This window comes from Pseudomonas sp. LBUM1659, assembly GCF_059716045.1.
This window is the reverse complement of sequence record NZ_CP166797.1, coordinates 6,108,581-6,131,406: the sequence shown is the minus strand read 5'-3', so window position 1 is coordinate 6,131,406 and position 22,826 is coordinate 6,108,581. Positions and strand designations below refer to the sequence as shown.

Annotated in this window: 23 protein-coding genes; 15 read left to right on the top strand and 8 right to left on the bottom strand. The window is 59.9% G+C overall.

The features are described from left to right. Positions 1-29 precede the first annotated feature (29 nt). From ACA048_RS28030 to ACA048_RS28020, 3 genes are read left to right on the top strand one after another with little or no spacing between them, the layout of a single operon-like run. Complete coding sequence (locus ACA048_RS28030; protein WP_497627155.1) at positions 30-1,172, top strand: ABC transporter ATP-binding protein; 1,143 nt, start codon at positions 30-32, stop codon at positions 1,170-1,172. After that, positions 1,169-2,089, top strand: coding sequence for an ABC transporter permease subunit (locus ACA048_RS28025; RefSeq protein WP_497627154.1), 921 nt, complete (start codon positions 1,169-1,171; stop codon positions 2,087-2,089). Before ACA048_RS28030 ends, ACA048_RS28025 begins: the two co-directional genes overlap by 4 nt. Further along, complete coding sequence (locus ACA048_RS28020; RefSeq protein WP_497627153.1) at positions 2,086-2,979, top strand: ABC transporter permease subunit; 894 nt, start codon at positions 2,086-2,088, stop codon at positions 2,977-2,979. The genes ACA048_RS28025 and ACA048_RS28020 overlap by 4 nt, the downstream gene beginning before the upstream one ends. A gap of 126 nt (positions 2,980-3,105) precedes the next feature. Here the strand turns inward: ACA048_RS28020 and ACA048_RS28015 are convergent, their stop codons facing one another. Continuing rightward, positions 3,106-3,747 (bottom strand): HD domain-containing protein, encoded by a 642-nt coding sequence (locus tag ACA048_RS28015; RefSeq protein ID WP_497627152.1) that lies wholly within the window; start codon positions 3,745-3,747, stop codon positions 3,106-3,108. Between the two features lie 339 nt (positions 3,748-4,086). Here ACA048_RS28015 and ACA048_RS28010 point away from each other — a divergent pair, with 339 nt between their 5' ends. Then, positions 4,087-5,052 carry a GlxA family transcriptional regulator gene (locus ACA048_RS28010; RefSeq protein WP_497627151.1) on the top strand — a complete coding sequence of 322 codons (966 nt, stop codon included), beginning with the start codon at positions 4,087-4,089 and terminating at the stop codon, positions 5,050-5,052. A 198-nt stretch (positions 5,053-5,250) separates the two neighbouring features. Here the strand turns inward: ACA048_RS28010 and ACA048_RS28005 are convergent, their stop codons facing one another. Both ACA048_RS28005 and ACA048_RS28000 read right to left on the bottom strand, forming a co-directional pair. Then, on the bottom strand, positions 5,251-7,662 hold the full coding sequence (locus ACA048_RS28005; protein WP_497627150.1) for a penicillin acylase family protein: 2,412 nt from the start codon (positions 7,660-7,662) through the stop codon (positions 5,251-5,253). A 103-nt stretch (positions 7,663-7,765) separates the two neighbouring features. After that, complete coding sequence (locus ACA048_RS28000) at positions 7,766-8,344, bottom strand: DUF6436 domain-containing protein (protein ID WP_497627149.1); 579 nt, start codon at positions 8,342-8,344, stop codon at positions 7,766-7,768. A gap of 97 nt (positions 8,345-8,441) precedes the next feature. Between ACA048_RS28000 and bipL the strand changes: the two genes are divergently transcribed. Then, positions 8,442-9,419: a phospholipase BipL gene (gene bipL, locus ACA048_RS27995; RefSeq protein WP_497627148.1), complete on the top strand. Its 978-nt coding sequence runs from the start codon at positions 8,442-8,444 to the stop codon at positions 9,417-9,419. A gap of 10 nt (positions 9,420-9,429) precedes the next feature. Here bipL and ACA048_RS27990 read toward each other — a convergent pair whose 3' ends face one another. Continuing rightward, a complete protein-coding gene (locus tag ACA048_RS27990) occupies positions 9,430-10,182 on the bottom strand; it encodes a DUF2059 domain-containing protein (RefSeq protein WP_497627147.1) in 753 nt (250 codons plus the stop codon). 108 nt (positions 10,183-10,290) lie between these two features. Between ACA048_RS27990 and ACA048_RS27985 the strand changes: the two genes are divergently transcribed. Next, on the top strand, positions 10,291-10,923 hold the full coding sequence (locus tag ACA048_RS27985) for a 2OG-Fe(II) oxygenase (RefSeq protein WP_497627146.1): 633 nt from the start codon (positions 10,291-10,293) through the stop codon (positions 10,921-10,923). A 2-nt stretch (positions 10,924-10,925) separates the two neighbouring features. After that, entirely contained in the window at positions 10,926-11,411 is a 486-nt protein-coding gene (locus ACA048_RS27980) for a 2-thiouracil desulfurase family protein (protein ID WP_497627145.1), read from the top strand. 123 nt (positions 11,412-11,534) lie between these two features. Here the strand turns inward: ACA048_RS27980 and ACA048_RS27975 are convergent, their stop codons facing one another. After that, positions 11,535-12,119, bottom strand: a complete 585-nt coding sequence (locus ACA048_RS27975) for a transporter substrate-binding domain-containing protein (RefSeq protein WP_497627144.1) — start codon at positions 12,117-12,119, stop codon at positions 11,535-11,537. Between the two features lie 135 nt (positions 12,120-12,254). Between ACA048_RS27975 and ACA048_RS27970 the strand changes: the two genes are divergently transcribed. After that, the gene (locus ACA048_RS27970) at positions 12,255-12,680 is read left to right on the top strand and encodes a DUF4399 domain-containing protein (RefSeq protein WP_497627143.1); all 426 of its coding nucleotides are present in this window, start codon (positions 12,255-12,257) and stop codon (positions 12,678-12,680) included. A gap of 75 nt (positions 12,681-12,755) precedes the next feature. Here ACA048_RS27970 and serA read toward each other — a convergent pair whose 3' ends face one another. After that, the gene (serA, locus tag ACA048_RS27965; RefSeq protein ID WP_157714314.1) at positions 12,756-13,985 is read right to left on the bottom strand and encodes a phosphoglycerate dehydrogenase; all 1,230 of its coding nucleotides are present in this window, start codon (positions 13,983-13,985) and stop codon (positions 12,756-12,758) included. Positions 13,986-14,189: 204 nt separating this feature from the next. Between serA and ACA048_RS27960 the strand changes: the two genes are divergently transcribed. The 4 genes from ACA048_RS27960 to ACA048_RS27945 all read left to right on the top strand — a co-directional run bounded on the left by ACA048_RS27960 (position 14,190) and on the right by ACA048_RS27945 (position 18,475). After that, positions 14,190-15,584, top strand: coding sequence for a D-2-hydroxyglutarate dehydrogenase (locus ACA048_RS27960; RefSeq protein ID WP_497627142.1), 1,395 nt, complete (start codon positions 14,190-14,192; stop codon positions 15,582-15,584). A gap of 37 nt (positions 15,585-15,621) precedes the next feature. Then, a complete protein-coding gene (locus ACA048_RS27955) occupies positions 15,622-16,287 on the top strand; it encodes a fumarylacetoacetate hydrolase family protein (RefSeq protein ID WP_497627141.1) in 666 nt (221 codons plus the stop codon). Between the two features lie 236 nt (positions 16,288-16,523). Further along, a complete protein-coding gene (locus ACA048_RS27950) occupies positions 16,524-17,453 on the top strand; it encodes an SdiA-regulated domain-containing protein (protein ID WP_497627139.1) in 930 nt (309 codons plus the stop codon). A gap of 104 nt (positions 17,454-17,557) precedes the next feature. Continuing rightward, positions 17,558-18,475: an SdiA-regulated domain-containing protein gene (locus tag ACA048_RS27945; protein WP_497627138.1), complete on the top strand. Its 918-nt coding sequence runs from the start codon at positions 17,558-17,560 to the stop codon at positions 18,473-18,475. 127 nt (positions 18,476-18,602) lie between these two features. On the opposite strand, the gene rpiA is transcribed toward ACA048_RS27945, so the two are convergent. Then, positions 18,603-19,277, bottom strand: coding sequence for a ribose-5-phosphate isomerase RpiA (rpiA, locus tag ACA048_RS27940; protein WP_497627137.1), 675 nt, complete (start codon positions 19,275-19,277; stop codon positions 18,603-18,605). 147 nt (positions 19,278-19,424) lie between these two features. On the opposite strand from rpiA, the gene ilvA reads away from it, so the two are divergent. Next, positions 19,425-20,939, top strand: coding sequence for a threonine ammonia-lyase, biosynthetic (ilvA, locus tag ACA048_RS27935; protein WP_497627136.1), 1,515 nt, complete (start codon positions 19,425-19,427; stop codon positions 20,937-20,939). Between the two features lie 39 nt (positions 20,940-20,978). Next, positions 20,979-21,404 (top strand): DUF2269 domain-containing protein, encoded by a 426-nt coding sequence (locus tag ACA048_RS27930; RefSeq protein ID WP_497627135.1) that lies wholly within the window; start codon positions 20,979-20,981, stop codon positions 21,402-21,404. Between the two features lie 122 nt (positions 21,405-21,526). Here ACA048_RS27930 and ACA048_RS27925 read toward each other — a convergent pair whose 3' ends face one another. Continuing rightward, a complete protein-coding gene (locus ACA048_RS27925; protein ID WP_497627134.1) occupies positions 21,527-22,183 on the bottom strand; it encodes a histidinol-phosphatase in 657 nt (218 codons plus the stop codon). A 143-nt stretch (positions 22,184-22,326) separates the two neighbouring features. Between ACA048_RS27925 and ACA048_RS27920 the strand changes: the two genes are divergently transcribed. Further along, on the top strand, positions 22,327-22,806 hold the full coding sequence (locus tag ACA048_RS27920; RefSeq protein ID WP_095083604.1) for an RNA pyrophosphohydrolase: 480 nt from the start codon (positions 22,327-22,329) through the stop codon (positions 22,804-22,806). Positions 22,807-22,826: the final 20 nt, after the last annotated feature.

Genomic DNA, 22,826 nt, shown 5'->3' with positions numbered 1-22,826 from the left:
TGCACTCTTTTTTTTTGGGAGTTTCGTAAATGGCAGTTGCCTCCGGCGCCTATAAGAAAGCCCTCGAGGGCGACCAGTCACCTAAACAGGTGTTGGTCAAAATCGACCGGGTCACGAAGAAGTTCGACGAGACGATTGCCGTGGACGATGTGTCCCTGGAAATCAAGAAAGGCGAAATTTTCGCCCTGCTCGGCGGTTCGGGATCGGGCAAATCCACGTTGCTGCGTATGCTCGCCGGCTTCGAACGACCGACCGAAGGGCGGATTTTCCTCGATGGCGTAGACATCACCGACATGCCGCCGTACGAGCGGCCGATCAACATGATGTTCCAGTCGTACGCCTTGTTCCCGCACATGACCGTGGCGCAGAACATCGCCTTCGGCCTCAAGCAGGACAAGCTGCCCGCGGCTGAAGTCGATGCGCGTGTGGCCGATATGCTCAAGCTGGTGCAGATGAGCCAGTTCGCCAAGCGCAAGCCGCATCAGTTGTCCGGCGGCCAGCGTCAACGTGTGGCACTGGCGCGTTCGCTGGCCAAGCGACCGAAGCTGTTGCTGCTCGACGAACCGATGGGTGCCTTGGACAAAAAGCTGCGCTCGCAGATGCAGCTTGAGCTGGTCGAGATCATCGAGCGCGTCGGCGTAACCTGCGTCATGGTGACCCACGACCAGGAAGAGGCCATGACCATGGCCGAGCGCATTGCGATCATGCACCTGGGCTGGATCGCGCAGATCGGCAGCCCGATCGACATCTACGAAACCCCGACCAGCCGCTTGGTGTGCGAGTTCATCGGCAACGTCAACATCTTCGACGGTGAAGTGATCGACGACGCCGAAGGCCACGCCACCATCACCTGCAAGGACCTGGACCGCCAGATCTATGTGGGCCACGGCATCAGCACCTCGGTGCAGGACAAGTCCGTGACCTACGCGATCCGTCCGGAAAAACTGCTGGTGACGCCGACCCAGCCGACCTGCGAATACAACTGGTCCAGCGGCAAGGTCCACGACATTGCCTACCTCGGCGGTCACTCGGTGTTCTACGTTGAACTGCCGAGCGGAAAGATCGTCCAGTCGTTCGTCGCCAACGCCGAACGCCGTGGTCAGCGCCCAACCTGGGGTGACCAGGTTTACGTGTACTGGGAAGACGACAGCGGCGTGGTACTTCGCTCATGAACATGCGCAAATTCAAACGCCGCCTCAATCGAATAATTCCCGGTGGCCGCCAGCTGGTCATCGGGGTTCCGTTCATTTGGCTATTCATGTTCTTCATGTTGCCGTTCTTCATCGTATTGAAGATCAGCTTCGCCGAAGCCGACGTGGCCATTCCGCCATACACCGAGATCTACAACTTCGTCGACCAGAAGCTGCAGGTGCTACTAAACCTCGGCAACTATGCCATGTTGGCTGGCGACGAGCTGTACATTGCCGCTTACCTCGGCTCATTGAAGATGGCGCTGATCAGCACCGTCCTTTGCCTGCTGATCGGTTACCCGATGGCCTACGCCATCGCCAGTGCCCGTAAAGAGATGCAAACGGTGCTGGTGCTGCTGATCATGATGCCGACCTGGACCGCGATCCTGATCCGCGTTTACGCGTGGATGGGCATCCTCAGCAACAACGGTCTGCTCAACGGTTTCCTGATGAGCATGGGCTGGATTGACGAGCCGCTGCAGATCCTCAACACCAACCTCGCCGTTTATATTGGTGTCGTTTATTCCTATCTGCCGTTCATGATCCTGCCGCTTTACGCCAACCTGGTGAAGCACGACAACAGTTTGCTGGAAGCCGCCTCCGACCTCGGTTCAAGTACCTTCAACAGCTTCTGGAAGATCACCATTCCGCTGTCCAAGAACGGCATCGTCGCCGGCTGCATGCTGGTGTTCATTCCGGTAGTGGGCGAGTTCGTGATCCCGGAACTGCTCGGCGGTCCGGAAACCCTGATGATCGGTAAAGTGCTGTGGCAAGAGTTCTTCAACAACCGTGACTGGCCGGTGGCGTCTGCCCTGGCGGTGGTGATGCTGGCGATCCTGATTGTGCCGATCATCCTGTTCAACCGTAGTCAGGCCAAAGAAATGGAGGGCAAAGAATGAAGCGCTTCAGATTCTCCAGCCTGATGCTGGTATTCGGTTTGCTGTTTATCTACGCGCCGATGCTGATCCTGGTGATCTACTCGTTCAACGCCTCGAAACTGGTGACGGTGTGGGGCGGCTGGTCGATCAAGTGGTATGTCGGCCTGCTCGACAACTCGCAGCTGATGGGCTCGGTGGTGCGCTCGCTGGAAATCGCCTGCTACACGGCGGTGGCAGCGGTCGCGCTCGGTACGCTGGCGGCGTTTGTGCTGACCCGTATCACTCACTTCAAGGGGCGCACGCTATTCGGTGGTTTGGTTACCGCGCCGCTGGTGATGCCTGAAGTGATCACCGGTCTGTCGCTGTTACTGCTGTTCGTGGCGATGGCGCAGATGATTGGTTGGCCACAGGAACGCGGGATCATCACCATCTGGATCGCACACACAACCTTCTGTGCGGCGTATGTGGCCGTGGTCGTGTCGGCGCGGTTGCGTGAGCTGGACCTGTCCATCGAAGAGGCGGCCATGGACCTCGGTGCGCGGCCGTGGAAGGTGTTCTTCCTGATCACCATCCCGATGATTGCGCCGTCACTGGCGGCGGGCGGCATGATGTCATTTGCCCTGTCGCTGGATGACCTGGTGCTGGCGAGCTTCGTGTCGGGGCCGGGTTCGACGACCCTGCCGATGGAAGTGTTCTCGGCGGTGCGCCTGGGTGTGAAGCCTGAGATCAACGCCGTGGCCAGTCTGATTCTGCTGGCGGTGTCGATCGTGACCTTCCTGGTCTGGTTCTTCAGCCGCCGCGCCGAAGAAAGCCGCAAGCGTGCGATTCAGCAAGCGATCGAAGAGAGCGCCGCCGACTCCTGGAAACAACCGGACGTGCGCCGGGCGCAACAGGCGCCAGAAGCGGCTTGATCCACGGATGATCGTTCCCACGCTCTGCGTGGGAACGCCTCTTGTGACGCTCCGCGTCACGCTTTGGGATGCGGAGCGTCCTGGGCTGCATTCCCACGCGGAGCGTGGGAACGATCAGTCTGGGGGTCAGGACACCCAAGGGGATTTGCGGATGATCTCGACGAAGTTCATCGGCTTGAACCTGACCTCGCTGTCGACCAGCACATCCGCATTCACCGTGCCGAACGTGGTGTCCGGCTTGTGCTTGAAGCCGTTGGCGAATGCACACAGGATGCACTCCTTGAAACCTTCGCCCCTTGGATGCGCATGCACCACCGCCTCACGCTGCTCGGTGGAAAACGCCGCGTAGTCGATGCCCAGCACGTCCATTTCAACGCCTGCGGTCACCAGCGCCACGTTCGGCTGCAAGTGCTGCGGCACGCCCGGTGTGGTGTGCAGCGCAATCGACAACCAGACCTGCTCGATATCGTCGTCGCTCAGCCCGTAAGGCTTAAGGAACGCTTTGGCGGCATTCGCGCTGTCGACTTCAAAACGCTCGTCATCGCTGCGATGACCTTCCACCAGACCGAGGTCATGGAACATCGCGCCGACGTACAACAGCTCCGGGTTGTAGGCCAGTTGCTTGCGCTCGCCGCTCAAGGCGCCGAACAAAAACACCCGGCGCGAGTGGTGATACAGCAGGTCGGATTCGACGTCGCGGATGTATTCGGTGGTGGCCTTGGCCAATGCGCTGTCGGGGATGTTGATACCGGCAATGATGCTGCTCATGGTGCTGTCCTCGCGGGGAACGCCGTGGCGGCGCTGATGGACAAAGTCTGTGCTGGCCCCCGAAAGCGGACAATCGATCCATGGCTGCGATCCTTGCCAATGAACAGGCATATCGCGCCAACCTCGCTTGTTGCGCGTGGATTGGCTAAGTTTGAGACGTCGCAGGTTGTGCGCGGTCCATGTGGGAGCGGCGGTGCGGCGATCTGACTTGCCCGCGATGGCGGCGTGTCAGTCACCACACATGTCGGCTGGAAGACCGTCATCGCGGGCAAGCCCGGCTCCCACAGGTTTTGTGTTTGCCCAAACTGCGGCATCAACCCATAGAAGGCGTTTCCCGCCATGAGTAAAACCATCGCCATCGTGGTCTTCGCCGGCGTTCAGTCCCTGGACGTCACCGGCCCCATGGATGTGTTTTCTGAAGCCAATCGTTTCCTCGAGCCGCACGACCACTATCGGTTGGAGGTGATCGGCGTCGGACGCGGAGTAATGCCGTGCTCCAACGGTTTGTCGCTCAACGCCCATCGACACTTCAGCGAGGCGCTGGAGGCGTATGACTTGCTGCTGGTGGCCGGTGGGCCGCAGTTGCCGTTCATGGATTTTGGCGGCGCGTTTGATGCCTGGCTGCGGGGTGCCTGCGCGCGGGCGCAACGCTTTGGCTCGATCTGCAATGGCGCGTTCATACTCGCCCGGGCCGGATTGCTTGATGGACGAACCGTGACGACCCACTGGGGCGACGCTGCCGCGCTGGCACAGTTGTGTCCATCGACCCGGGTCGAGGCGGATCGATTGTACGTGCAGAACGGCGAGCTCTATACCTCGGCCGGTGTCACCGCGGGAATCGACTTGTCGTTGTATTTACTGGCCAGGGACCACGGGCCGGAAGTCGCGTTGAACGTGGCCAAGCGTCTGGTGGTATTCACCCAGCGCTCAGGCGGGCAATCGCAGTTCAGCCCATTCCTCACGCCCCACGCCGAGCCCACCTCTGCCGTGGCGCTGGTTCAGCTCTACGTGCTGGCTAACCTCACCGGCGACCTGGCCCTCGCTGACCTGGCGAATGCGGCCAACATGAGCACGCGCAATTTTTCCCGGGTGTTCGCCAAGGAAGCAAAAATCACCCCGGCGGAGTTCGTCGAGCGGGCGAGGGTGGACGCGGCGCGGGTACTGCTGGAGAGCACGCATTCGCCGCTCAAGACCGTGGCCTACCAATGTGGGTTTCGCGATGCCCAGCACATGCGCAGTGTGTTCAATCGCAGGCTGGGGGTGACACCGCAGCAGTTCAGGCTGAATTTTGCTGCGATGGTTTGAGAGCCGATTGAGCAATGATGATGAGCAACTGGCGAGAGGCGCCGGGCAGAGTGCAGCGCGGACAATAGAGTTTGTATTGCCCTTCAGGGCCTCTTCGCGAGCAAGCCCGCTCCCACAGTTGACCGAGGTGTCCGGACCGGCACGGTCTAATGTGGGAGCGGGCTTGCTCGCGAAGGCGTCAGTCCAGGCACCAAAAATCTAGGGCTCAGCCCGTGCCGGCAAAAACTTCAGCGTGCTGCGCGTATTGGCCGTGACTTCTTCGTTGTTGAAATGCGCTTCGTAGTAAACCCCTTCGACATACGCTTCGGCCTGGTCGTCGTAGTGGCTGTCGAACGGTACGCCGCTCTGGCCGACCGGGTTGATGGTCAGGCTGTGAGCCGGGTCGGCAAAGTCGACCAGACGCCGCGTCGACGGGCCGTAAGTCACCGGCCAGGGCGCAGGGCCGATTTTGGCCGAGAGATTGTTCGGCACTTCATGCGTGCCGGGTGCGGCGAACGGCCCAACGTTGAAGATCAGGTCCAGCGGCTTCTGCATGCCCAGTGGATGGCCATGCGTCAGGGTATGCGCCTTGCCCCACTGCCACTGCGCAGAATCCGCACCCAAGGTGGTCTTGAGGTGAGCGATGCTCGCTTGCCAGGCAACCTTGACCGTATCGGCCCGGGTTTCCTTGTCGAGGGTGTTGCGGTTGTCCCACCACGGTGAATCAGGCGTGGCAGCCAGTCGTGGCAGTGCGGCGTCGATCACCCGGGTCGAGAGCAAGGTCTCGAAGAAATCATTCCCCAGCTCATCGTGCATCGTTGCGTCGGCCAGGTTGAACAGGAACTGGTTGAACAGCGTGGCGCTGGTGGAGTCGAGCGGGTAGTCGCCTTTCCACTGCGCCAGTTGCTCCACCAGCTTGAGTTCTGCGGGATCGCTCACCACCTCACGCAGCACTGGCAACAACGGCGCCAACAGACGTGGGCCGTAAGCAGTGGTGGTGCCCAGTTGCAGCTTCTGGCTGGCGTCGATGTCCCACTTCACGTTTTTGTCGCTGAGCTGGTGATTGAGTTGCTGGCCGCGATCGGCGAGGTTGTAGTAGCCAGGAATTTCCATGCCGGTCGGCGACAGCGGCTGGAAGTTGGCCGAGACGATGTAGCCGCGTGCCGGGTTTTCTTCCTGCGGGTTGGCGCTGAACGGGTAGAAACCGTCCTTGTCCGGCTGGTTGGTGCTGCCGTCGAGGATGAAACCGGGCTTCACCCCGGCCGGGCGTTTTGGCAGCAGTGCCGAGGCCCACCAGCCGATGTCGCCCTTGGTGTTGGCGTAGACAATGTTCAACCCCGGTGCCTGAACCTTGGCGGCTGCGGCGCGCGCCTTGGCCAGCGTGTCGGCGCGGTTGAGCTGATAGAAACCCTCGAGAATCGGGTTCGGTGTTTCAAGAAACGCCCACCACATGGCCACCGGCGTCTTGCCCGCCGCTGTGCCGAGTGCGTCGTTGATGATCGGGCCGTGGGGCGATTGACGCAGTGTCAGCTTGATCGGTGCCTGGCCCTTCACGGCAATCTGTTGCTCGGTGATGACCATGTCCACCCACTTGCCGCGATACCAGATCTGGTTGGGGTTGTCCGGGTTGGTCTTCTCGGCGATCAGGTCCAGATCATCGTTCTGGAACATGGTCAGGCTCCAGCCAAAATCCAGGTTGTGGCCGAGAAACGCGAACGGCACCAACGCCTGATGGTGGCCGTACAGCTCAAAGCCCGGCGCCGAGAGTTGCGCCTCGTACCAGACCGCCGGCACCGAGAAGCGAATATGCGGGTCGCCGGCCAGCAACGGCTTGCCGCTTTTGGTTCGGTTGCCGGCAATCACCCAGGCGTTACTGCCCTCGAATTGTGGCAGGCCATTGTCGGCCAGTGCCTGTTCGCTCAGGCGGGCAAGGGCGTTCAGGTCTTTCCAGTCACTGACGGACAGTGCCGACGCCGATTTGGACTGCCCATTGGCCAACACGCCTTTGGGCTGCCAGTCGAGGTCGAAGATGTTCAGGTAGTCGGCGCCCAATTGATTGCGCACGAACGTCAGCAAGGGTTCGGTGCGGAACGCTGCGGCAAAGCTGTACGCCATGTAGCCTGCGACGCTGATGCTGTCTTCAGCCGTGAACGGGCGTTTGTGGATGCCCAGCACGTCGAACTCGGCGGGCGCTGCGTGGCTGTCCTGATATTGATTGATCCCGTCCAGATAGGCTTCCAGGGCCTTCCACGCCGGCGACTGCCGATCCAGCGCGGCCACGTAGCTCGCGGCACGTTCGCGGATGCGCAGGCTGCGAAACAGTTTGTCGGTGTCGATCAGTTTGGGGCCGAGGATTTCGGCCAGTTCACCACGGGCCAGGCGTCGCATGGCTTCCATCTGGAACAAGCGGTCCTGGGCCTGCACATAGCCGAGGGTGCGGTAGAGGTCGGCTTCGTTTTCAGCGCGGATATGCGGTACGCCGCGCTCGTCGTAGCGCACGGTCACCGAGCCTTGCAGGCGTTGCAACTCGACCTGGCCCTGGCGCGTCGGCTGCTTGCTGTACACGTACCCGCCGACGCCGATGACGAGCACCACAACCAGCAAGACAAGTACGGTCAGGACGCGTTTCATGGTGACTCCTTGTTCTTGTTGGATTGCCGCCCGTGTGGGCTGCAAACATGTAACACAGACCTTCTGTGTCGGGCATTGCGGTCCTGCAAAAGTCAGGAATGCCTTACTTCACTTCCACCGGCCACGGGCAGTAACAACCGATGGCCAGCGTATGGGTTGCGCTCACCGCGCGCCCTTCGCTCAGGGCTTGCAGAATGGGTTCGATAAAGCTGTTGTTCGAATTGCAGGTCAGACCTTCGCTGTACGGACCGAAATAGGCCAGTTTGCCGCTGCGGTCCCAGATCGCCACGGCCGGGCTGGCGGGAATCTGTTCGGAGCCGGGCAGCACGGTGATGGTTTTCAGGTCGCTCAGCGTGGTGGGTAGCTGGCCGTGACTGCCGGGTTTTTGCACGGCGTAAAACTCAACGCCTTGCGGCACATAGCGCTCAACCAGTTCGCTCAAGTGTTGTTGGTTGCCGACGTTGCACGGGCAGGCCGGGTCCCAGAAGTGCACCAGGCGGATGGCGCCGGGGCCGGCGAGGTCGTCGGGCAGGCGCAACGGGTCGCCGGAAAACACCGCGGTGTGTTCGCTGAACGCGCGCAAGTAGCGCCCCTGAAACCAGTCATATGCGGCCCACAAAACGCCGGCACACACGAGGGCGAGCAGGCTGGCAAGCAGTGGGGTGCGGTAGGCCGGACGCATGGGTTTGAATCCTCGAAGGTCGGCTAGCTTGCCATGCTTGCTGCGACAGATGAATATCGCAGACCTATAAAGTCTGTTTAACGCTCTGGAATCCTTCATGTCCGCCACTTTTGCCCCCGATCACTTGCGCGCCAGCCTGCGGCCATTGGCCGAAGGGCAGGCGCTGTCGACCGAGGCCATGGCATATCAGCGTTTTTACGGGCTGGATTTTCCGGGTCGTACGCTGCGCAGGGGGCTGGGGCGTTTCGAGATCGATGGCTATGAATTGGTCAGTCAGTTCTGGTGGCCGGAGCGGGCGAAGGCGACGTTGTTTATGTTCCACGGGTTCTACGATCACACCGGGCTCTATCGCCATGTGATCGAGTGGGCGCTGGATCAGGAGTTCGCCGTGATCGCCTGCGACCTGCCGGGGCATGGTCTGTCCAGCGGCGAGCGAGCGAGCATCAAGGAGTTCGCTGAGTATCAGGACGCGCTGGAAGGCTTGTTCGCCGAGGCGTTGTCCATCGATCTGCCGCAGCCGTGGCACCTGTGCGGGCAAAGCACGGGCGGGGCGATCGTGATTGATCATGTGCTCAATCAAGGTGCCAGCAGCCCGGCGCAAGGCCAGGTCATCCTGCTGTCGCCACTGGTGAGGCCACGAGCCTGGGGTTGGTCAAAACTCAGCTATTACCTGCTCAAACCTTTCGTCAAAGCCATCGCCCGGCGCTTCAGCGAGAACTCCAACGATCCCGATTTCCTGCCGTTCTTGCAGGCCGATCCTTTGCAGCCGCTGCGTCTGCCAACGGCCTGGGTCGGGGCGTTGGCGCGCTGGATCAAGCGAATCGAAGCCGCACCCAACAGCCCGCGTCGGCCGCTGATCGTGCAGGGGCAGGCTGACATGACGGTGGATTGGGAGCATAACCTTGAGGTGTTGAAGGCCAAGTTCGATCGGCCTCAGGTGTTGATGCTGCCGGAGGCGCGGCATCATCTGGCGAATGAGACGCGGGTGATGCGGGAGGAGTATTTCGGGTTTTTGACCAAGCGGATCAAGGGCCGGAATGTAGGAGCTGGCTTGCCAGCGAAGGGGCCTTTGTAGGCGCCGAAAATTATTGGCTGAGGTTCGAAGTATCCCGCCCCACCGCCAACCCCGCCCGAATCGCCGCCAGCGCCGCCTGGTAATAAGCCTGGCCCTCGGTGGACTCGGCAAACGTGGCGAACTCTTCCAGTTCGTCATCCGAAAGGTCGCGATAGACATACAGCAACGTGTTGTTCAGGTCGCTGCTGATCTGGTCCATCAAGCGCTGACGCTGACCGTTCAACATCCCTTGCGCCTGACCGCCACCGAGCAACCCTGGGATCATTGAACTCAGGCTGTCGGCCGCCACACCGGCAATCGCCAGGCTGACTTCAGCCCCCGCCTCGCGGGCGGGCAGGGCCTGGGCCAGATGGCCGATGATCAACTGACGGCTGTCGCTGGCCTGAATCTTCGGCAGACCCTTGGCGTTTTTCGCCAATTGGTCGCGACGGGTTGCCAGCAGTTCGGCAGCAACGACTTTTTTGCCAAGGGGCGATTGAAAGAAGGTCAGTGCGGGTTTTGGATCGGCGAGGCTCTTGCGCAATTGCGCTTCGGCACGCTGATCGACGGACTGGGCAGCGAAACGCTGATTGCTGTTATTGACCAGCGCTTGAAACACTGCGGGTGGCAGGCTGCTCTTGTAGCGTTGTTGTGCGGCCGTGAGTGCGTCGTTGAAATGCGCGCGTTGCTCTGGCCAGCCGGCGACCTTGTACAACTGGTCGTGGCCGTCTGCCCAAGCGGGCCAAGCACAGAGCATCAACAGTGAAAAAAGCAACCGGCGCATAGGGACTCCTGTCAGCAGCCGACTATTCTCCGTGCGGCATCCGCACTTGTCGAGAATTCGTATCAACCCGCTGCGCGGCTCTGTCGGATTTTCAGGCACAGGAATACTATGCGCGCCATGCAAATACCCTCGGATCACCCGCTGCTGTTACGTATTGTTGACGACCTGGCTGCACGCGGCTGGTCGCAACAGAATATTTTCCTGCCTCAGGATCTGACCCGAGCGCTGGCGGCTGAGTGCCGTAAACGTGCGGCCGAGGGTGAACTGGCCCCAGCCGCCGTGGGCCGAGGCCCCTCATCGGAGGTTCGCGAGGGGATTCGCGGTGACCATATTCAGTGGATCGACCCCGGCCAGGCCGAGGCGTGCGACAGCTACCTTGCGTTGATGGACAGCCTGCGACAAGCGATGAATCGCGGTTTGTTTCTGGGTCTGGAAGATTTCGAAAGCCATTTCGCGCTGTACCCTCCCGGCGCGTTCTACCTCAAGCACGTCGACCGTTTCCGCGATGACGACCGGCGCATGGTGTCGGCGGTGGTGTATCTCAATGACGCCTGGCTGCCCGAGCACGGCGGTCAGTTGCGCATGTATCTGGAAGAGGGCGTGGAATACGATGTCGTGCCCACCGGCGGATGCCTGGTGGTGTTTCTGTCGGGCGAAGTGCCCCACGAAGTCCTGCCCGCCACCCGGGATCGCCTGTCATTGACGGGCTGGTTCCGGCGTCGGGGTAACGAGCCGTTCTGATCATGCAAAAGATTCTGGTAAGCCGCTGCCTGCTGGGTCACCGCGTCCGTTACGACGGCGGGGCCAGCGGGCCATTCGATCAGCTTCAGCAGTGGCTGGATGAAGGCCGGGTTGTACCGTTGTGTCCCGAGGTTGCCGGCGGCTTGCCGACGCCCAGGGCCGCGGCGGAAATTCCCGGCGGGCAGGGCGGTGAAGTGCTGGATGGCCAGGCCTGCGTGATCACCACCGAGGGCGAGGATGTCAGTGCCGAGTTCCTTTCGGGGGCTTATCAGGCGCTGGAGCTGGTGCAAAAGCACGGCATCCGCATCGCCGTGCTCAAGGCCAACAGCCCTTCCTGCGGGAATTTGCTGACGTATGACGGAAACTTCAGTGGCGTGAAGGTTACGGGCGAAGGTGTGACGGCGGCTTTGCTCAGGCGCAATGACGTGCTCGTCTTCAGCGAGCTGGAGTTGCCGCAAGCGGCGGCAGCCCTGACAACCTTAGTCTGAAGACCAACACAAAACTAATGTGGGAGCGGGCTTGCTCGCGAAGGCGGAGTGCCAGACACGTTGATGTCGACTGACACTCCGCATTCGCGAGCAAGCCCGCTCCCACATTAGATCTTCAGTGCCTTATGGTTTCGGCGCCGCGCTTGCATCCGCCCCAAACCACTTCTTCTCCAGCGCGGCCATCCGGCCATCGCTCTTGATCCGCTGCAGCGCGTTTTCCAGGCTGGCGTGAAACGCCGGGTTACCTTTCTGAAACGGAATCGCCAGGCCCACCGGCAGGCTGGCCTTGGGTTTCTCTTCGGCAAACGACTGCACCAGCAGCATTGAGCGCTGTTCTTCTTTCTGCGCGATCAATTGCGCATTGGTTTGAACGTAAGGCTCGCTGAAGTCGAAACGTTCTTTCAGATCCGGAGTCATTGCTATGTGATTGATGGCGACGTCGTACTTGCCGCTTTCAACGCCGGTCAACAGGTCGCCCGAATCGGTGACGACGAAGTCGGCCCGGACATCGAGCTCGTTGGCCAGCAGTTGACCCAGCTCGACTTCGAACCCGGTGAGTTTGCCTTCATCCTTGAAATTGAAGGGCGGTGTATTGGCCTCAAGCGCAATACGCAGTTCGCCGCGGTCGTTTATGTCGTCAATCAGTTCGGCATGAGCCAGAGGGCTCAGAAGGGGTAGCAAGCAGATCAGGCCAGGCAGAAAACGCATGGTCACTCCTTTGAATTCATTATCGCGATGCTCTGATTCAGGATCGCTTTGCTATGGTTGTCGAGTGCCTTCGACAACGATTGACCATGAAGTTGTCATGGTCACGCGGATTTTACGGAAAAACTGGAGAAGAGAATGAAAACGTTTATGTCTCGTGCTGCTTTGGCTGGCCTGCTAATGGGTGTTTCGGTGCTGGCCAGTGCTGCTACGCCTGCCCCCGCGGGTGCTGAAGTGTCCATTGTTTCTCCCAAGGACGGAGCGACGGTTCCGCAAACGGTCGTCGTCAAGTTCGCGGTCGAGAACGTTGCGCTGGCGCCCGCGGGCGACGCCACCAAGAACACTGGCCATCACCACTTGCTGATCGATGTCGATGAACTGCCGGCCGCCGGTGTGCCGATCCCCAAAGATGCCAACCACATGCACTTCGGCAAGGCGGAAACTCAGGGCGAAGTAACGCTGACACCGGGCAAGCACACCTTGCAGCTGGAACTGGGCGACAGCAACCACATGCCGTTCGATCCACCGATCGTGTCGGAGAAGATCACCGTCAACGTCAAGTAACCTGCTTGGAATAAAGAACCGCGCCCATGAAAAAGGAGACCCCAAGGTCTCCTTTTTTTGTCGCTCAAGTCGCTATCAGAACAACACGCGGCAACGAATGGTGCCGTTGATGTGCTGCAGTTTCTCTTGGGCGATTTCCGAGTAGTCGGCGTCGACGTCGATGACGACGTAGCCGACTTTCTCGTTGGTCTGCAGGAACTGACCCGAGATGTTGATGCCGTTTTCGGCGAACACCTTGTTGATCTCGCTCATCACACCCGGAATGTTCTCGTGGATGTGCAGCAGACGATGCTTGCCAGGGTGAGCCGGCAGGGCCACTTCCGGGAAGTTCACTGACGATACGGAAGTACCGTTGTCGCTGTACTTGACCAATTTTTCTGCCACTTCCAGACCGATGTTGGCTTGCGCCTCAGCGGTGGAACCACCGATGTGCGGGGTCAGGATCACGTTGTCCAGGCCACGCAGCGGGCTTTCGAACTCTTCGTCGTTGGAGCGAGGCTCCACCGGGAATACGTCGATGGCCGCGCCGATCAGGTGCTTGTCCTTGATCGCATCTGCCAAGGCTTGCAGTTCTACCACGGTGCCGCGAGCAGCGTTGATCAGGATGCCGCCCTTCTTGATAGCGCGGATTTCCTTCTCGCCGATCATCCACTGGGTGGCAGCGGTTTCCGGAACGTGCAGGGTGACGATGTCGGACATGCCCAGCAGCTCGTGCAGGTTGCCGACCTGGGTGGCATTACCCAGTGGCAGCTTGGTCACGGTGTCGTAGAAGTACACTTGCATGCCCAGGCCTTCAGCCAGGACCGACAGTTGAGTACCGATCGAACCGTAACCGACGATGCCCAGCTTCTTGCCGCGGATCTCGAAGGAGTTGGCCGCGCTCTTGATCCAGCCGCCACGGTGGCAGGAAGCGTTCTTCTCAGGGATGCCGCGCAGCAACAGGATTGCTTCGGCCAGCACCAGCTCGGCTACGGAGCGGGTGTTGGAGTACGGTGCGTTGAACACCGCAATCCCGCGTTCGCGAGCTGCGTTCAGGTCAACCTGGTTGGTGCCGATGCAGAAACAGCCGACAGCGACCAGCTTCTTCGCGTGATCGAAGATCTCTTCGGTCAGTTGAGTGCGCGAGCGAATGCCGATGAAGTGCGCATCAGCGATCTTTTCCTTCAGCTGGGCTTCCGGCAGAGAACCGGTGAGGTACTCGATGCTGGTGTAGCCCGCCGACTTGAGAACGTCGACAGCCGATTGGTGGACGCCTTCGAGAAGAAGGAACTTGATCTTGCTCTTATCGAGAGAAGTCTTGCTCATCTGCGTAAACCTGTATCCCGGAGAAAAATGGCAGGAAATGGTCAACAGATGCTGACCCGGACGGCAAGAAGGCCGTCGCCGCAGAATGGCTGTTGGGCACTATGCTGCGGGGTCGGTATGCTAGCATACGCACCCCGCTAAACACTCATTCCTGCGACGTGAAGCGTTCTCAGGATGACCATGAATTGTTCGAGAGTTCTGTCGATGACCAATCCTGCCTTGATTGAAGAGCTGAAGACCCTGGTTGAGCCCGGCAAGGTGCTGACCGATGCCGACTCCCTGAATGCTTACGGTAAGGATTGGACCAAGCATTTCGCCCCGGCCCCGACCGCCATCGTGTTTCCCAAGACTACCGAACAGGTGCAGGCCATTGTTCGTTGGGCCAATGAGCACAAGGTGGCGCTGGTGCCGTCCGGCGGTCGTACCGGGCTTTCCGCGGCGGCGGTGGCCTCCAATGGCGAAGTGGTCGTGTCGTTCGACTACATGAACCAGATTCTCGATGTGAACCTCACCGACCGCACGGCCGTTTGTCAGCCGGGCGTCGTGACCGAGCATTTGCAGAACGTCGCAGAAGAAAAAGGCCTGTACTACCCGGTGGACTTCGCTTCGGCAGGTTCCAGCCAGATTGGCGGCAACATCGGCACCAATGCCGGCGGGATCAAGGTTATTCGCTACGGCATGACCCGCAACTGGGTGGCGGGCATAAAAGTCGTGACCGGCAAGGGCGACCTGCTGGAACTGAACCGCGACCTGATCAAGAACGCCACCGGCTACGACCTGCGACAGCTGTTCATCGGCGCTGAAGGCACCCTTGGTTTTGTGGTTGAAGCGACCATGCGTCTGGATCGCGCACCGAAAAATCTCACCGCGATGGTCCTCGGCACCACCGATTTCGACTCGATCATGCCGGTATTGCACGCGTTCCAGAGCAAACTCGACCTGACCGCCTTCGAATTCTTCTCAGATAAAGCCTTGGCCAAAGTCATGGCGCGCGGCGATGTCCCGGCACCGTTTGAAACCGACTGCCCGTTCTACGCGCTGCTGGAATTCGAAGCGACCACCGAAGAAGTGGCCAACCACGCGCTGGAAACCTTCGAACACTGCGTCGAGCAGGGCTGGGTGCTGGACGGCGTGATGAGCCAGAGCGAAACCCAACTGCAGAACCTGTGGAAGCTGCGCGAATACATCTCCGAAACCATTTCCCACTGGACGCCGTACAAGAACGACATTTCGGTCACCGTGTCGAAAGTCCCGGCGTTTCTCAAGGAAATCGACGCGATCGTCGGCGAACATTACCCGGACTTCGAAATCGTCTGGTTCGGCCACATCGGCGACGGCAACCTGCACTTGAACATTCTCAAGCCGGAAAACCTGAGCAAGGACGAGTTCTTCGCCAAGTGCGCCACCGTCAACAAGTGGGTGTTCGAAACCGTCGAGAAGTACAACGGTTCGATTTCCGCCGAGCACGGCGTGGGCATGACCAAGCGTGATTATTTGACCTACAGCCGTTCCCCGGTTGAGATCGAGTACATGAAAGCAGTTAAAGCGGTGTTCGACCCGAACGGCATCATGAACCCGGGCAAGATCTTTGCTGTTTGACTTTCGAACTTAAGCGCTACGAACCAGGAGTCGGTCAATGAGCTATCAGCACCAGTATGTCGACGGTACGCGTATTCATTTCCCGCTGGGGAAAGTGGTGTGCATCGGGCGTAACTACGCCGAACACGCCAAGGAATTGGACAACCCGGTGCCTACCGAGCCGCTGCTGTTCATCAAGCCGGGCAGTTGCGTGGTGGCGCTGGAAGGCGGTTTCACGATTCCGACCGAGCGCGGTTCGGTGCACTACGAAGCAGAAATCGCCGTGTTGATCGGCAAGCCGTTGTCGACCAGGCCGAACCGTGAAGAAGTGCTGGATGCCATCTCCGGTTTCGCCCCGGCGCTGGACCTGACGCTGCGTGACAAGCAGGCCGAGCTGAAATCCAAAGGCCTGCCATGGGAAATCGCCAAGTCCTTCGACGGCGCGGCGGTGATTGCGCCGTTCGTGTCCGGCAGCACCTTCGCGGATCTGACCGATATCGGCATCCGCCTGACCATCAACGGCGAAGTGCGCCAGGATGGCAACAGCAGTGCGATGCTTAATCCGATCGTGCCAATGATCCAGCACATGGCCGGCTGCTTCTCGCTGCAGGCCGGTGACGTGATCCTGACCGGTACGCCGGTGGGCGTTGGTCCGTTGAATGTCGGTGATGAGATTGTTCTGGAGTTGCCAGGCGCGAGCCGCTTCACCAGCAGCGTGCGTTAAGTCCTGCGCAAAACCCTGTAGGAGCTGGCTTGCCAGCGAAAGCGGCGTAACAGTCAACATGAATGTTGAATGTAAGGGCCTCTTCGCTGGCAAGCCAGCTCCTACAAGGGCTTAGGGCAACCCGCCATTTCCCGTTTTTTTCACATTTTCTCTGGATAATTCCGGCGCTTGCGGCGTCTGAGCCGGTCTCAATTATGCTATTACCCCTAGCCTGAATTTCTGGAACGCATCCCCCAATGGCCACCCGACCGCTGCCCACCTTCAAAACTGCCCGCCGCTCCCGCTTTGCCTTGCGTTGGTATTCCTGGCTGTTGCTGGTTGCGGCCATCGCCTACGGCGTGGCGTTTGCGATGCATTGGGATGACCGCGGCATGCTCTGGCTGCATGAGCGTTTCGAAAGCCCGGCCGAGCGTCAGGCCAGTGTCTGGCTGCCGGATTACCGGGCAGTGATCGACGCCAAGCTGCTGCCGGGCATGGAAAAGGACGAAGCCTCGGACCTGTCTTACGATCCGCAGACCAAAACCCTGTTTTCGGTGATGGGTAAAAATCCGTTCCTGGTCGAGTTGTCGTTGCAGGGCGACGTGTTGCGCAAGATGCCGTTGGTGGGCTGGAGCAACCCGGAAGGCGTGACCGTGATGGGCAATGGTCTGCTGGCCATTGTTGATGAGCGCGAACACATCCTGTCCATCGTCAAGGTCGATGCCGACACCCGCGAGCTGAACATCGCCGACTTCCCGAAATACGACCTCGGTCCTTCGAAAGACCAGAACAAAGCGTTTGAAGCCGTTGTCTGGGATGCACGCAATCAGCAGATCCTGCTCGGAGAGGAGCGTCCGCCTGCGCTGTTCAGCTGGAAAAGCGACGGCAGCCAATTGCTCAAGGGCGACAAGCAGAAACTGGTCAGTGACGAACTGGACATGCGTAACCTGTCGGCCCTGGCCATCGATCCACGTACAGGTCACACCTTGGTGCTGTCTGCCGACTCCCACTTGTTGCTGGAGTTGGACGAGAAGGGCGAGCAGGTCAGCTTCATGACCTTGCTGAGCGGTTTCAACGACCTGAAAAAAACCATTCCCCGTGCCGAAGGCGTGGCCATGGACGAAGCGGGCACGTTGTACATGGTGAGTGAGCCGAATCTGTTCTATCGCTTCGAAAAGCAGAAGTAGGCAGCAACAATCGCGCAGTTGTAGTCGCAAGCCGCTGGCCATTAAGCTTGAATTCATACGGGCGTGATATTTCATCCGCCCGTTTTGTTTTCGAGCTTGCCTGAATGCGCCGACTTGCCCGTCCCAAACCCCTCATTTTGATCCTGTCAGTGATTGCGCTGATCGCTCTGGTTGCGGTCGGCCAATACATGCGGCTGTTCGAGCGTGCCTGGTTCAACCTGCACACCCTTTGGCAGCCCCAGAGCAGCGAATCCATCGGTCTGGATCAATACCGGGTGGACATCGAAGCACGGGTGATCGACGGGCTGGACGATAACGTCTCGGCGCTGACCTTCGATCCGGTGCGCAAAAGCCTGTTCACGGTCACCAACAAAAACTCCGAGCTGATCGAGCTGTCCCTTGAGGGCAAGATCCTGCGGCGTGTGGCGTTGATTGGCTTTGGCGACCCGGAGGCGGTGGAATTCATCAGCGCCGACACCTACGTGATTACGGATGAGAGCCAGCAGCGGCTGATCAAGATTCATCTGGAGCCGGACACGACTTTTCTCGACGAGGCGGATGCCGAGCAGATGGTCCTCGGCGTGCACATGGGCAGTAACAAGGGTTTTGAAGGGCTGGCTTATGATTCGGTGGGCAAGCGCCTGTTCGTCGCCAAGGAGCGCGACCCGATGCTGATCTACGAAGTGCAGGGCTTCCCGCATTACAACCCGGAGAAATCCTACGCCGTGCATGTGGTGAACAACCCCAAGCGCGATGCCGGGATGTTCGTGCGAGACCTGTCGAGCCTGCAATACGACGAACGCAGCGGCCATTTGCTGGCGCTGTCTGACGAGTCGCGGCTGATTCTGGAACTGGATGTGGACGGTCGACCGCTGAGCACGATGTCACTGAACAAGGGACGCCAGGGCCTGCAAAAGACCGTGCCGCAAGCGGAAGGCATCGCCATGGACGACGACGGCACGCTGTACCTCGTCAGCGAGCCCAATCTGTTCTACGTCTTCAAAAAACCGGCTCAACCCTGACCGACCCCCAAACGCTGTAGGAGCCGAGCTTGCTCGCGATAGCGGTGCATCAGTCGACAGAGATGTTGAATGATGGACCGCCATCGCGGGCAAGCCCGGCTCCTACAGGTTTTGCGGTGTGGCGGGCTTACTCGGCGCGCAGGGTTTTTACGCCTTCGCTGGTGCCCAGCAACAGCAAATCCGCCGGACGCGCCGCGAACAGACCGTTGGTGACCACGCCCACAATCGCATTGATCTGCTTTTCCAGTTCAACGGGGTTGGTGATCTGCATGTTGAACACGTCGAGGATGATGTTGCCGTTGTCGGTCAGCACGCCTTCGCGGTAAACCGGGTCGCCGCCCAGCTTCACCAGCTCGCGGGCCACGTGGCTGCGGGCCATCGGGATCACTTCGACCGGCAGCGGGAACGCGCCGAGGACCGGTACCAGTTTGCTGGCGTCGGCGATGCAGATGAAGGTCTTGGCCACGGCCGCGACAATCTTCTCGCGGGTCAGGGCTGCACCGCCGCCCTTGATCAGGTTCAGGTGTTCGTCGCTTTCATCGGCGCCGTCGACGTAGAACTCCAGGTCGCTGACGGTGTTCAGCTCATACACCGGAATGCCGTGGCCCTTGAGGCGGGAAGCGGTGGCTTCGGAACTGGCGACCGCGCCGTCGAACGCACCTTTGTGCTTGGCCAGTGCGTCGATGAAGCAGTTGGCGGTGGAGCCGGTGCCGACCCCGACGATGCTTTTGTCGTCGAGTTTCGGGAGGATGAAGTCGACGGCGGCCTGAGCCACTGCCTGTTTGAGTTGATCCTGGGTCATGCGGGCTCCGAAGCGGGCAAGGGGAGAACGGAAAGGCCGGCATTATAGCCCCATGCCGGGCTAAAACCTCTTGATTCGTGTGGTCGCCCAGCCGAAAGCCGGGTTAGACTCCTTGGCCCAGCCCAACCCGCTCAGTGATGCTTTCCGATGCTCGAACAGTACGTCAAAAAGATCCTCACCTCGCGCGTTTATGACGTTGCCGTAGAAACCCCATTGCAGACTGCCCGCCAGCTCTCCGAGCGGCTGGGCAACAGTATCTGGCTCAAGCGTGAAGACTTGCAGCCCGTGTTCTCGTTCAAGATTCGCGGCGCTTACAACAAGCTGACCCAACTGAGCGATGAAGAGCGCGCGCGCGGCGTGGTCACCGCTTCAGCGGGTAATCACGCACAAGGCCTGGCCCTGGCGGCGAAAGTGTTGGGTGTCAAAGCCACCATCGTCATGCCCAAGACCACCCCGGAAATCAAAGTCGAAGGCGTGCGTTCGCGCGGCGGCAAAGTGGTGTTGCACGGGGATTCGTTCCCCGAAGCCCTGGCCTACTCGCTGAAACTGGTCGACGAAAAAGGTTACGTCTACATCCACCCTTACGACGATCCCCACACCATTGCCGGGCAGGGCACGGTGGCCATGGAGATTCTGCGCCAGCACCCTGGCCGTCTCGACGCGATCTTCGTTCCAGTCGGCGGCGGCGGGCTGATCGCCGGCATCGCGGCGTACGTGAAGTACCTGCGCCCGGAAATCAAAATCATCGGCGTCGAGCCGGACGATTCCAATTGCCTGCAAGCCGCCATGGCGGCCGGCGAGCGCGTGGTCTTGCCGACCGTGGGCCTCTTCGCCGACGGCGTCGCGGTGGCGCAGATCGGTCAGCACACCTTCGATATCTGCAAAGACTATGTCGATGAAGTGATCACCGTCAGCACCGACGAGATCTGCGCGGCGATCAAGGATATCTACGACGATACCCGCTCGATCACTGAACCGGCAGGCGCGCTGGGCGTGGCCGGGATCAAGAAGTATGTCGAACAGCGCGGCATCACCGGCCATACCTTTGTGGCCATCGACTCCGGCGCCAACGTCAACTTCGACCGCTTGCGCCACGTCGCCGAACGCGCCGAACTGGGTGAGGGGCGCGAAGCAATCATCGCCGTGACCATTCCCGAGAAACCGGGCAGCTTCAAGGCGTTCTGCGAAGCCATTGGCAAACGCCAGATCACCGAATTCAACTACCGCTACAACACCGGCAGCGAAGCGCACATCTTCGTGGGCGTGCAGACGCACCCGGAAACCGATCCGCGCAGTGCGCTCCTGGCGAGCCTCACCGAGCAGGGTTTCCCTGTGCTGGACCTGACCGACAACGAATTGGCCAAGCTGCACATCCGCCACATGGTCGGTGGTCGTGCGGCCCAGGTCGTCGATGAAGTGGTGCTGCGCTTTGAATTCCCGGAGCGTCCGGGGGCGTTGTTCAACTTCCTCAACAAACTCGGCGGACGCTGGAATATCTCGATGTTCCACTACCGCAACCACGGTGCGGCGGATGGCCGGGTGGTAGCCGGCCTGCAAGTGCCGCATGAAGAGCGTCATCTGGTGCCGGCGGCACTGGAAGACATCGGCTACCCGTATTGGGACGAAAGCGATAACCCTGCCTATAAGCTGTTTCTGGGCTGAGCGGCTACTCTGAAGGGCAGGTCATAAGGAAATCGAACAATGGAAACGTTAACTGCCCTGAAAGCGGCGCACATGGTTGCAACGGTGGTGTTGCTGATCGGTGCGCTGGGTCTGGGGATCTGGGTCTGGCGCACGCGGCGCAATGGTGACGTGACGGCGGCAAGCCGTACCTTGCAGCGACCGCAGGTGTTTATCTGGCTGTTGATGGGCCTGGCGCTGCTGAGCATGCCGGTGACTGGCTGGTGGATGGTGCATCTGGTGGGCTGGTCGTTGGGTCAGACGTGGTTGTTGGCGTCGAGCGTGCTTTACACCGTGGCGGCGATGGCGTGGTTTTGGTTGTTGGTGCGCTTGAACAAGTTGCGCAAGGCGCCGGGTGGGGTGGGGAAATTTACCTTTGCCTTGGCGTTGTTCAGTTTTGTCTGCTTTATCGCCATTGCGGGGTTGATGGGTGCCAAGCCTGTGTAGGGCTTGAAATCGAGTTGACCCCTTCGCGAGCAAGCCCGCTCCCACATTAGATCTTCGGTGCACACAGGTTTTGTGTACGGCGCAGATCTAATGTGGGAGCGGGCTTGCTCGCGAAAGCGATATCAGCCGCGCAGACTAATCACCGGCCACCCACGCTTCTCGGCTTCAGCGCGCAAATTCGGATCAGGATCAACCGCCACCGGATTCGTCACCTGCTCCAGCAGCGGCAAATCGTTCATCGAGTCGCTATAGAAATAGCTGTCCTCCAGCGAATACCCCGTCTCTTCCAGCCAAAGATTCAACCGCGTCACCTTGCCTTCCCGGAAGCACGGAACATCAGTGCTGCGCCCGGTATAACGACCATCGACCATTTCGCACTCGGTTGCGATCAAGGTTTCAACCCCTAAACGCTGGGCAATCGGCCCGGTCACAAAACGGTTGGTCGCGGTGATGATCACCAGTTTGTCGCCCGCCTCGCGGTGTTTGGCCAACAAGTCGATGGCCTGCGGCAGCACGATCGGCTCGATGCAATCGCGCATGTAATCCAGGTGCCATTGATCCAGCGTGGCCATCTCGGTGCGGCCGAGGACTTCCAGGCAGAAGTTCAGGTAGGCGGCGTTATCCAGCTTGCCGGCCAGGTAATCCTGATAGAACTCGTCGTTGCGTGCCTTGTAGGCGACGGCGTCGAGAAAGCCGCGCTCACACAGGTAATCGCCCCAGGCGTGGTCACTGTCGCCGCCGAGAAGGGTGTTGTCCAAGTCGAATAAAGCCAGCCGCATTGCAGTTACTCGCTGAAAAGTCTGTAGAAAGGCGCCCAGAATACGGACTTTTCACAAGAGTGCACATAAGGTCGGTCGGCGCGTTGCTGCTTTCACAACCTTTGTGGAACAATGCGGCGACATGCGTTTGCGAGGTTGTTGCCGTGATCGACCCCGATGGTTTCCGCCCCAATGTCGGGATCATTCTCACGAATGATGCCGGACAGGTGCTATGGGCTCGCCGTATCAATCAAGATGCGTGGCAGTTTCCACAGGGTGGGATCAACCCCCAGGAGACGCCGGAAGACGCCTTGTACCGCGAGTTGAACGAAGAAGTGGGTCTTGAGCGCGAAGATGTTGAAATTCTCGCCTGCACCCGGGGCTGGTTGCGCTATCGTTTGCCGCAACGTCTGGTCCGTACCCACAGCCAACCGCTGTGCATCGGCCAGAAACAGAAATGGTTTCTCCTGCGCCTGGTCTCCAACGAGCAGCGGGTGCGGATGGATTTGACCGGTAAACCGGAGTTCGATGGCTGGCGCTGGGTCAGTTATTGGTATCCGTTGGGCCAGGTGGTGACATTCAAGCGCGAGGTGTATCGACGCGCTCTCAAAGAGCTTGCCCCGCGCCTTTTAACGCGCGACTGACGACGGAGTTCGACCCCGAG

Coding starts and splice junctions, on each gene's coding strand:
- ACA048_RS28000 (WP_497627149.1), bottom strand. CDS start 8,344: ATGCGTCCGGCCTACCGCACCCCACTGCTTGCCAGCCTGCTCGCCCTC.
- ACA048_RS27990 (WP_497627147.1), bottom strand. CDS start 10,182: ATGCGCCGGTTGCTTTTTTCACTGTTGATGCTCTGTGCTTGGCCCGCT.
- ACA048_RS27960 (WP_497627142.1), top strand. CDS start 14,190: ATGACCAATCCTGCCTTGATTGAAGAGCTGAAGACCCTGGTTGAGCCC.
- ACA048_RS28020 (WP_497627153.1), top strand. CDS start 2,086: ATGAAGCGCTTCAGATTCTCCAGCCTGATGCTGGTATTCGGTTTGCTG.
- ACA048_RS27980 (WP_497627145.1), top strand. CDS start 10,926: ATGCAAAAGATTCTGGTAAGCCGCTGCCTGCTGGGTCACCGCGTCCGT.
- ACA048_RS28025 (WP_497627154.1), top strand. CDS start 1,169: ATGAACATGCGCAAATTCAAACGCCGCCTCAATCGAATAATTCCCGGT.
- ACA048_RS27985 (WP_497627146.1), top strand. CDS start 10,291: ATGCGCGCCATGCAAATACCCTCGGATCACCCGCTGCTGTTACGTATT.
- rpiA (WP_497627137.1), bottom strand. CDS start 19,277: ATGACCCAGGATCAACTCAAACAGGCAGTGGCTCAGGCCGCCGTCGAC.
- ACA048_RS27975 (WP_497627144.1), bottom strand. CDS start 12,119: ATGCGTTTTCTGCCTGGCCTGATCTGCTTGCTACCCCTTCTGAGCCCT.
- ilvA (WP_497627136.1), top strand. CDS start 19,425: ATGCTCGAACAGTACGTCAAAAAGATCCTCACCTCGCGCGTTTATGAC.
- ACA048_RS28010 (WP_497627151.1), top strand. CDS start 4,087: ATGAGTAAAACCATCGCCATCGTGGTCTTCGCCGGCGTTCAGTCCCTG.
- ACA048_RS28005 (WP_497627150.1), bottom strand. CDS start 7,662: ATGAAACGCGTCCTGACCGTACTTGTCTTGCTGGTTGTGGTGCTCGTC.
- bipL (WP_497627148.1), top strand. CDS start 8,442: ATGTCCGCCACTTTTGCCCCCGATCACTTGCGCGCCAGCCTGCGGCCA.
- ACA048_RS27930 (WP_497627135.1), top strand. CDS start 20,979: ATGGAAACGTTAACTGCCCTGAAAGCGGCGCACATGGTTGCAACGGTG.
- ACA048_RS27970 (WP_497627143.1), top strand. CDS start 12,255: ATGAAAACGTTTATGTCTCGTGCTGCTTTGGCTGGCCTGCTAATGGGT.
- ACA048_RS28015 (WP_497627152.1), bottom strand. CDS start 3,747: ATGAGCAGCATCATTGCCGGTATCAACATCCCCGACAGCGCATTGGCC.
- ACA048_RS28030 (WP_497627155.1), top strand. CDS start 30: ATGGCAGTTGCCTCCGGCGCCTATAAGAAAGCCCTCGAGGGCGACCAG.
- ACA048_RS27955 (WP_497627141.1), top strand. CDS start 15,622: ATGAGCTATCAGCACCAGTATGTCGACGGTACGCGTATTCATTTCCCG.
- ACA048_RS27925 (WP_497627134.1), bottom strand. CDS start 22,183: ATGCGGCTGGCTTTATTCGACTTGGACAACACCCTTCTCGGCGGCGAC.
- ACA048_RS27945 (WP_497627138.1), top strand. CDS start 17,558: ATGCGCCGACTTGCCCGTCCCAAACCCCTCATTTTGATCCTGTCAGTG.
- serA (WP_157714314.1), bottom strand. CDS start 13,985: ATGAGCAAGACTTCTCTCGATAAGAGCAAGATCAAGTTCCTTCTTCTC.
- ACA048_RS27950 (WP_497627139.1), top strand. CDS start 16,524: ATGGCCACCCGACCGCTGCCCACCTTCAAAACTGCCCGCCGCTCCCGC.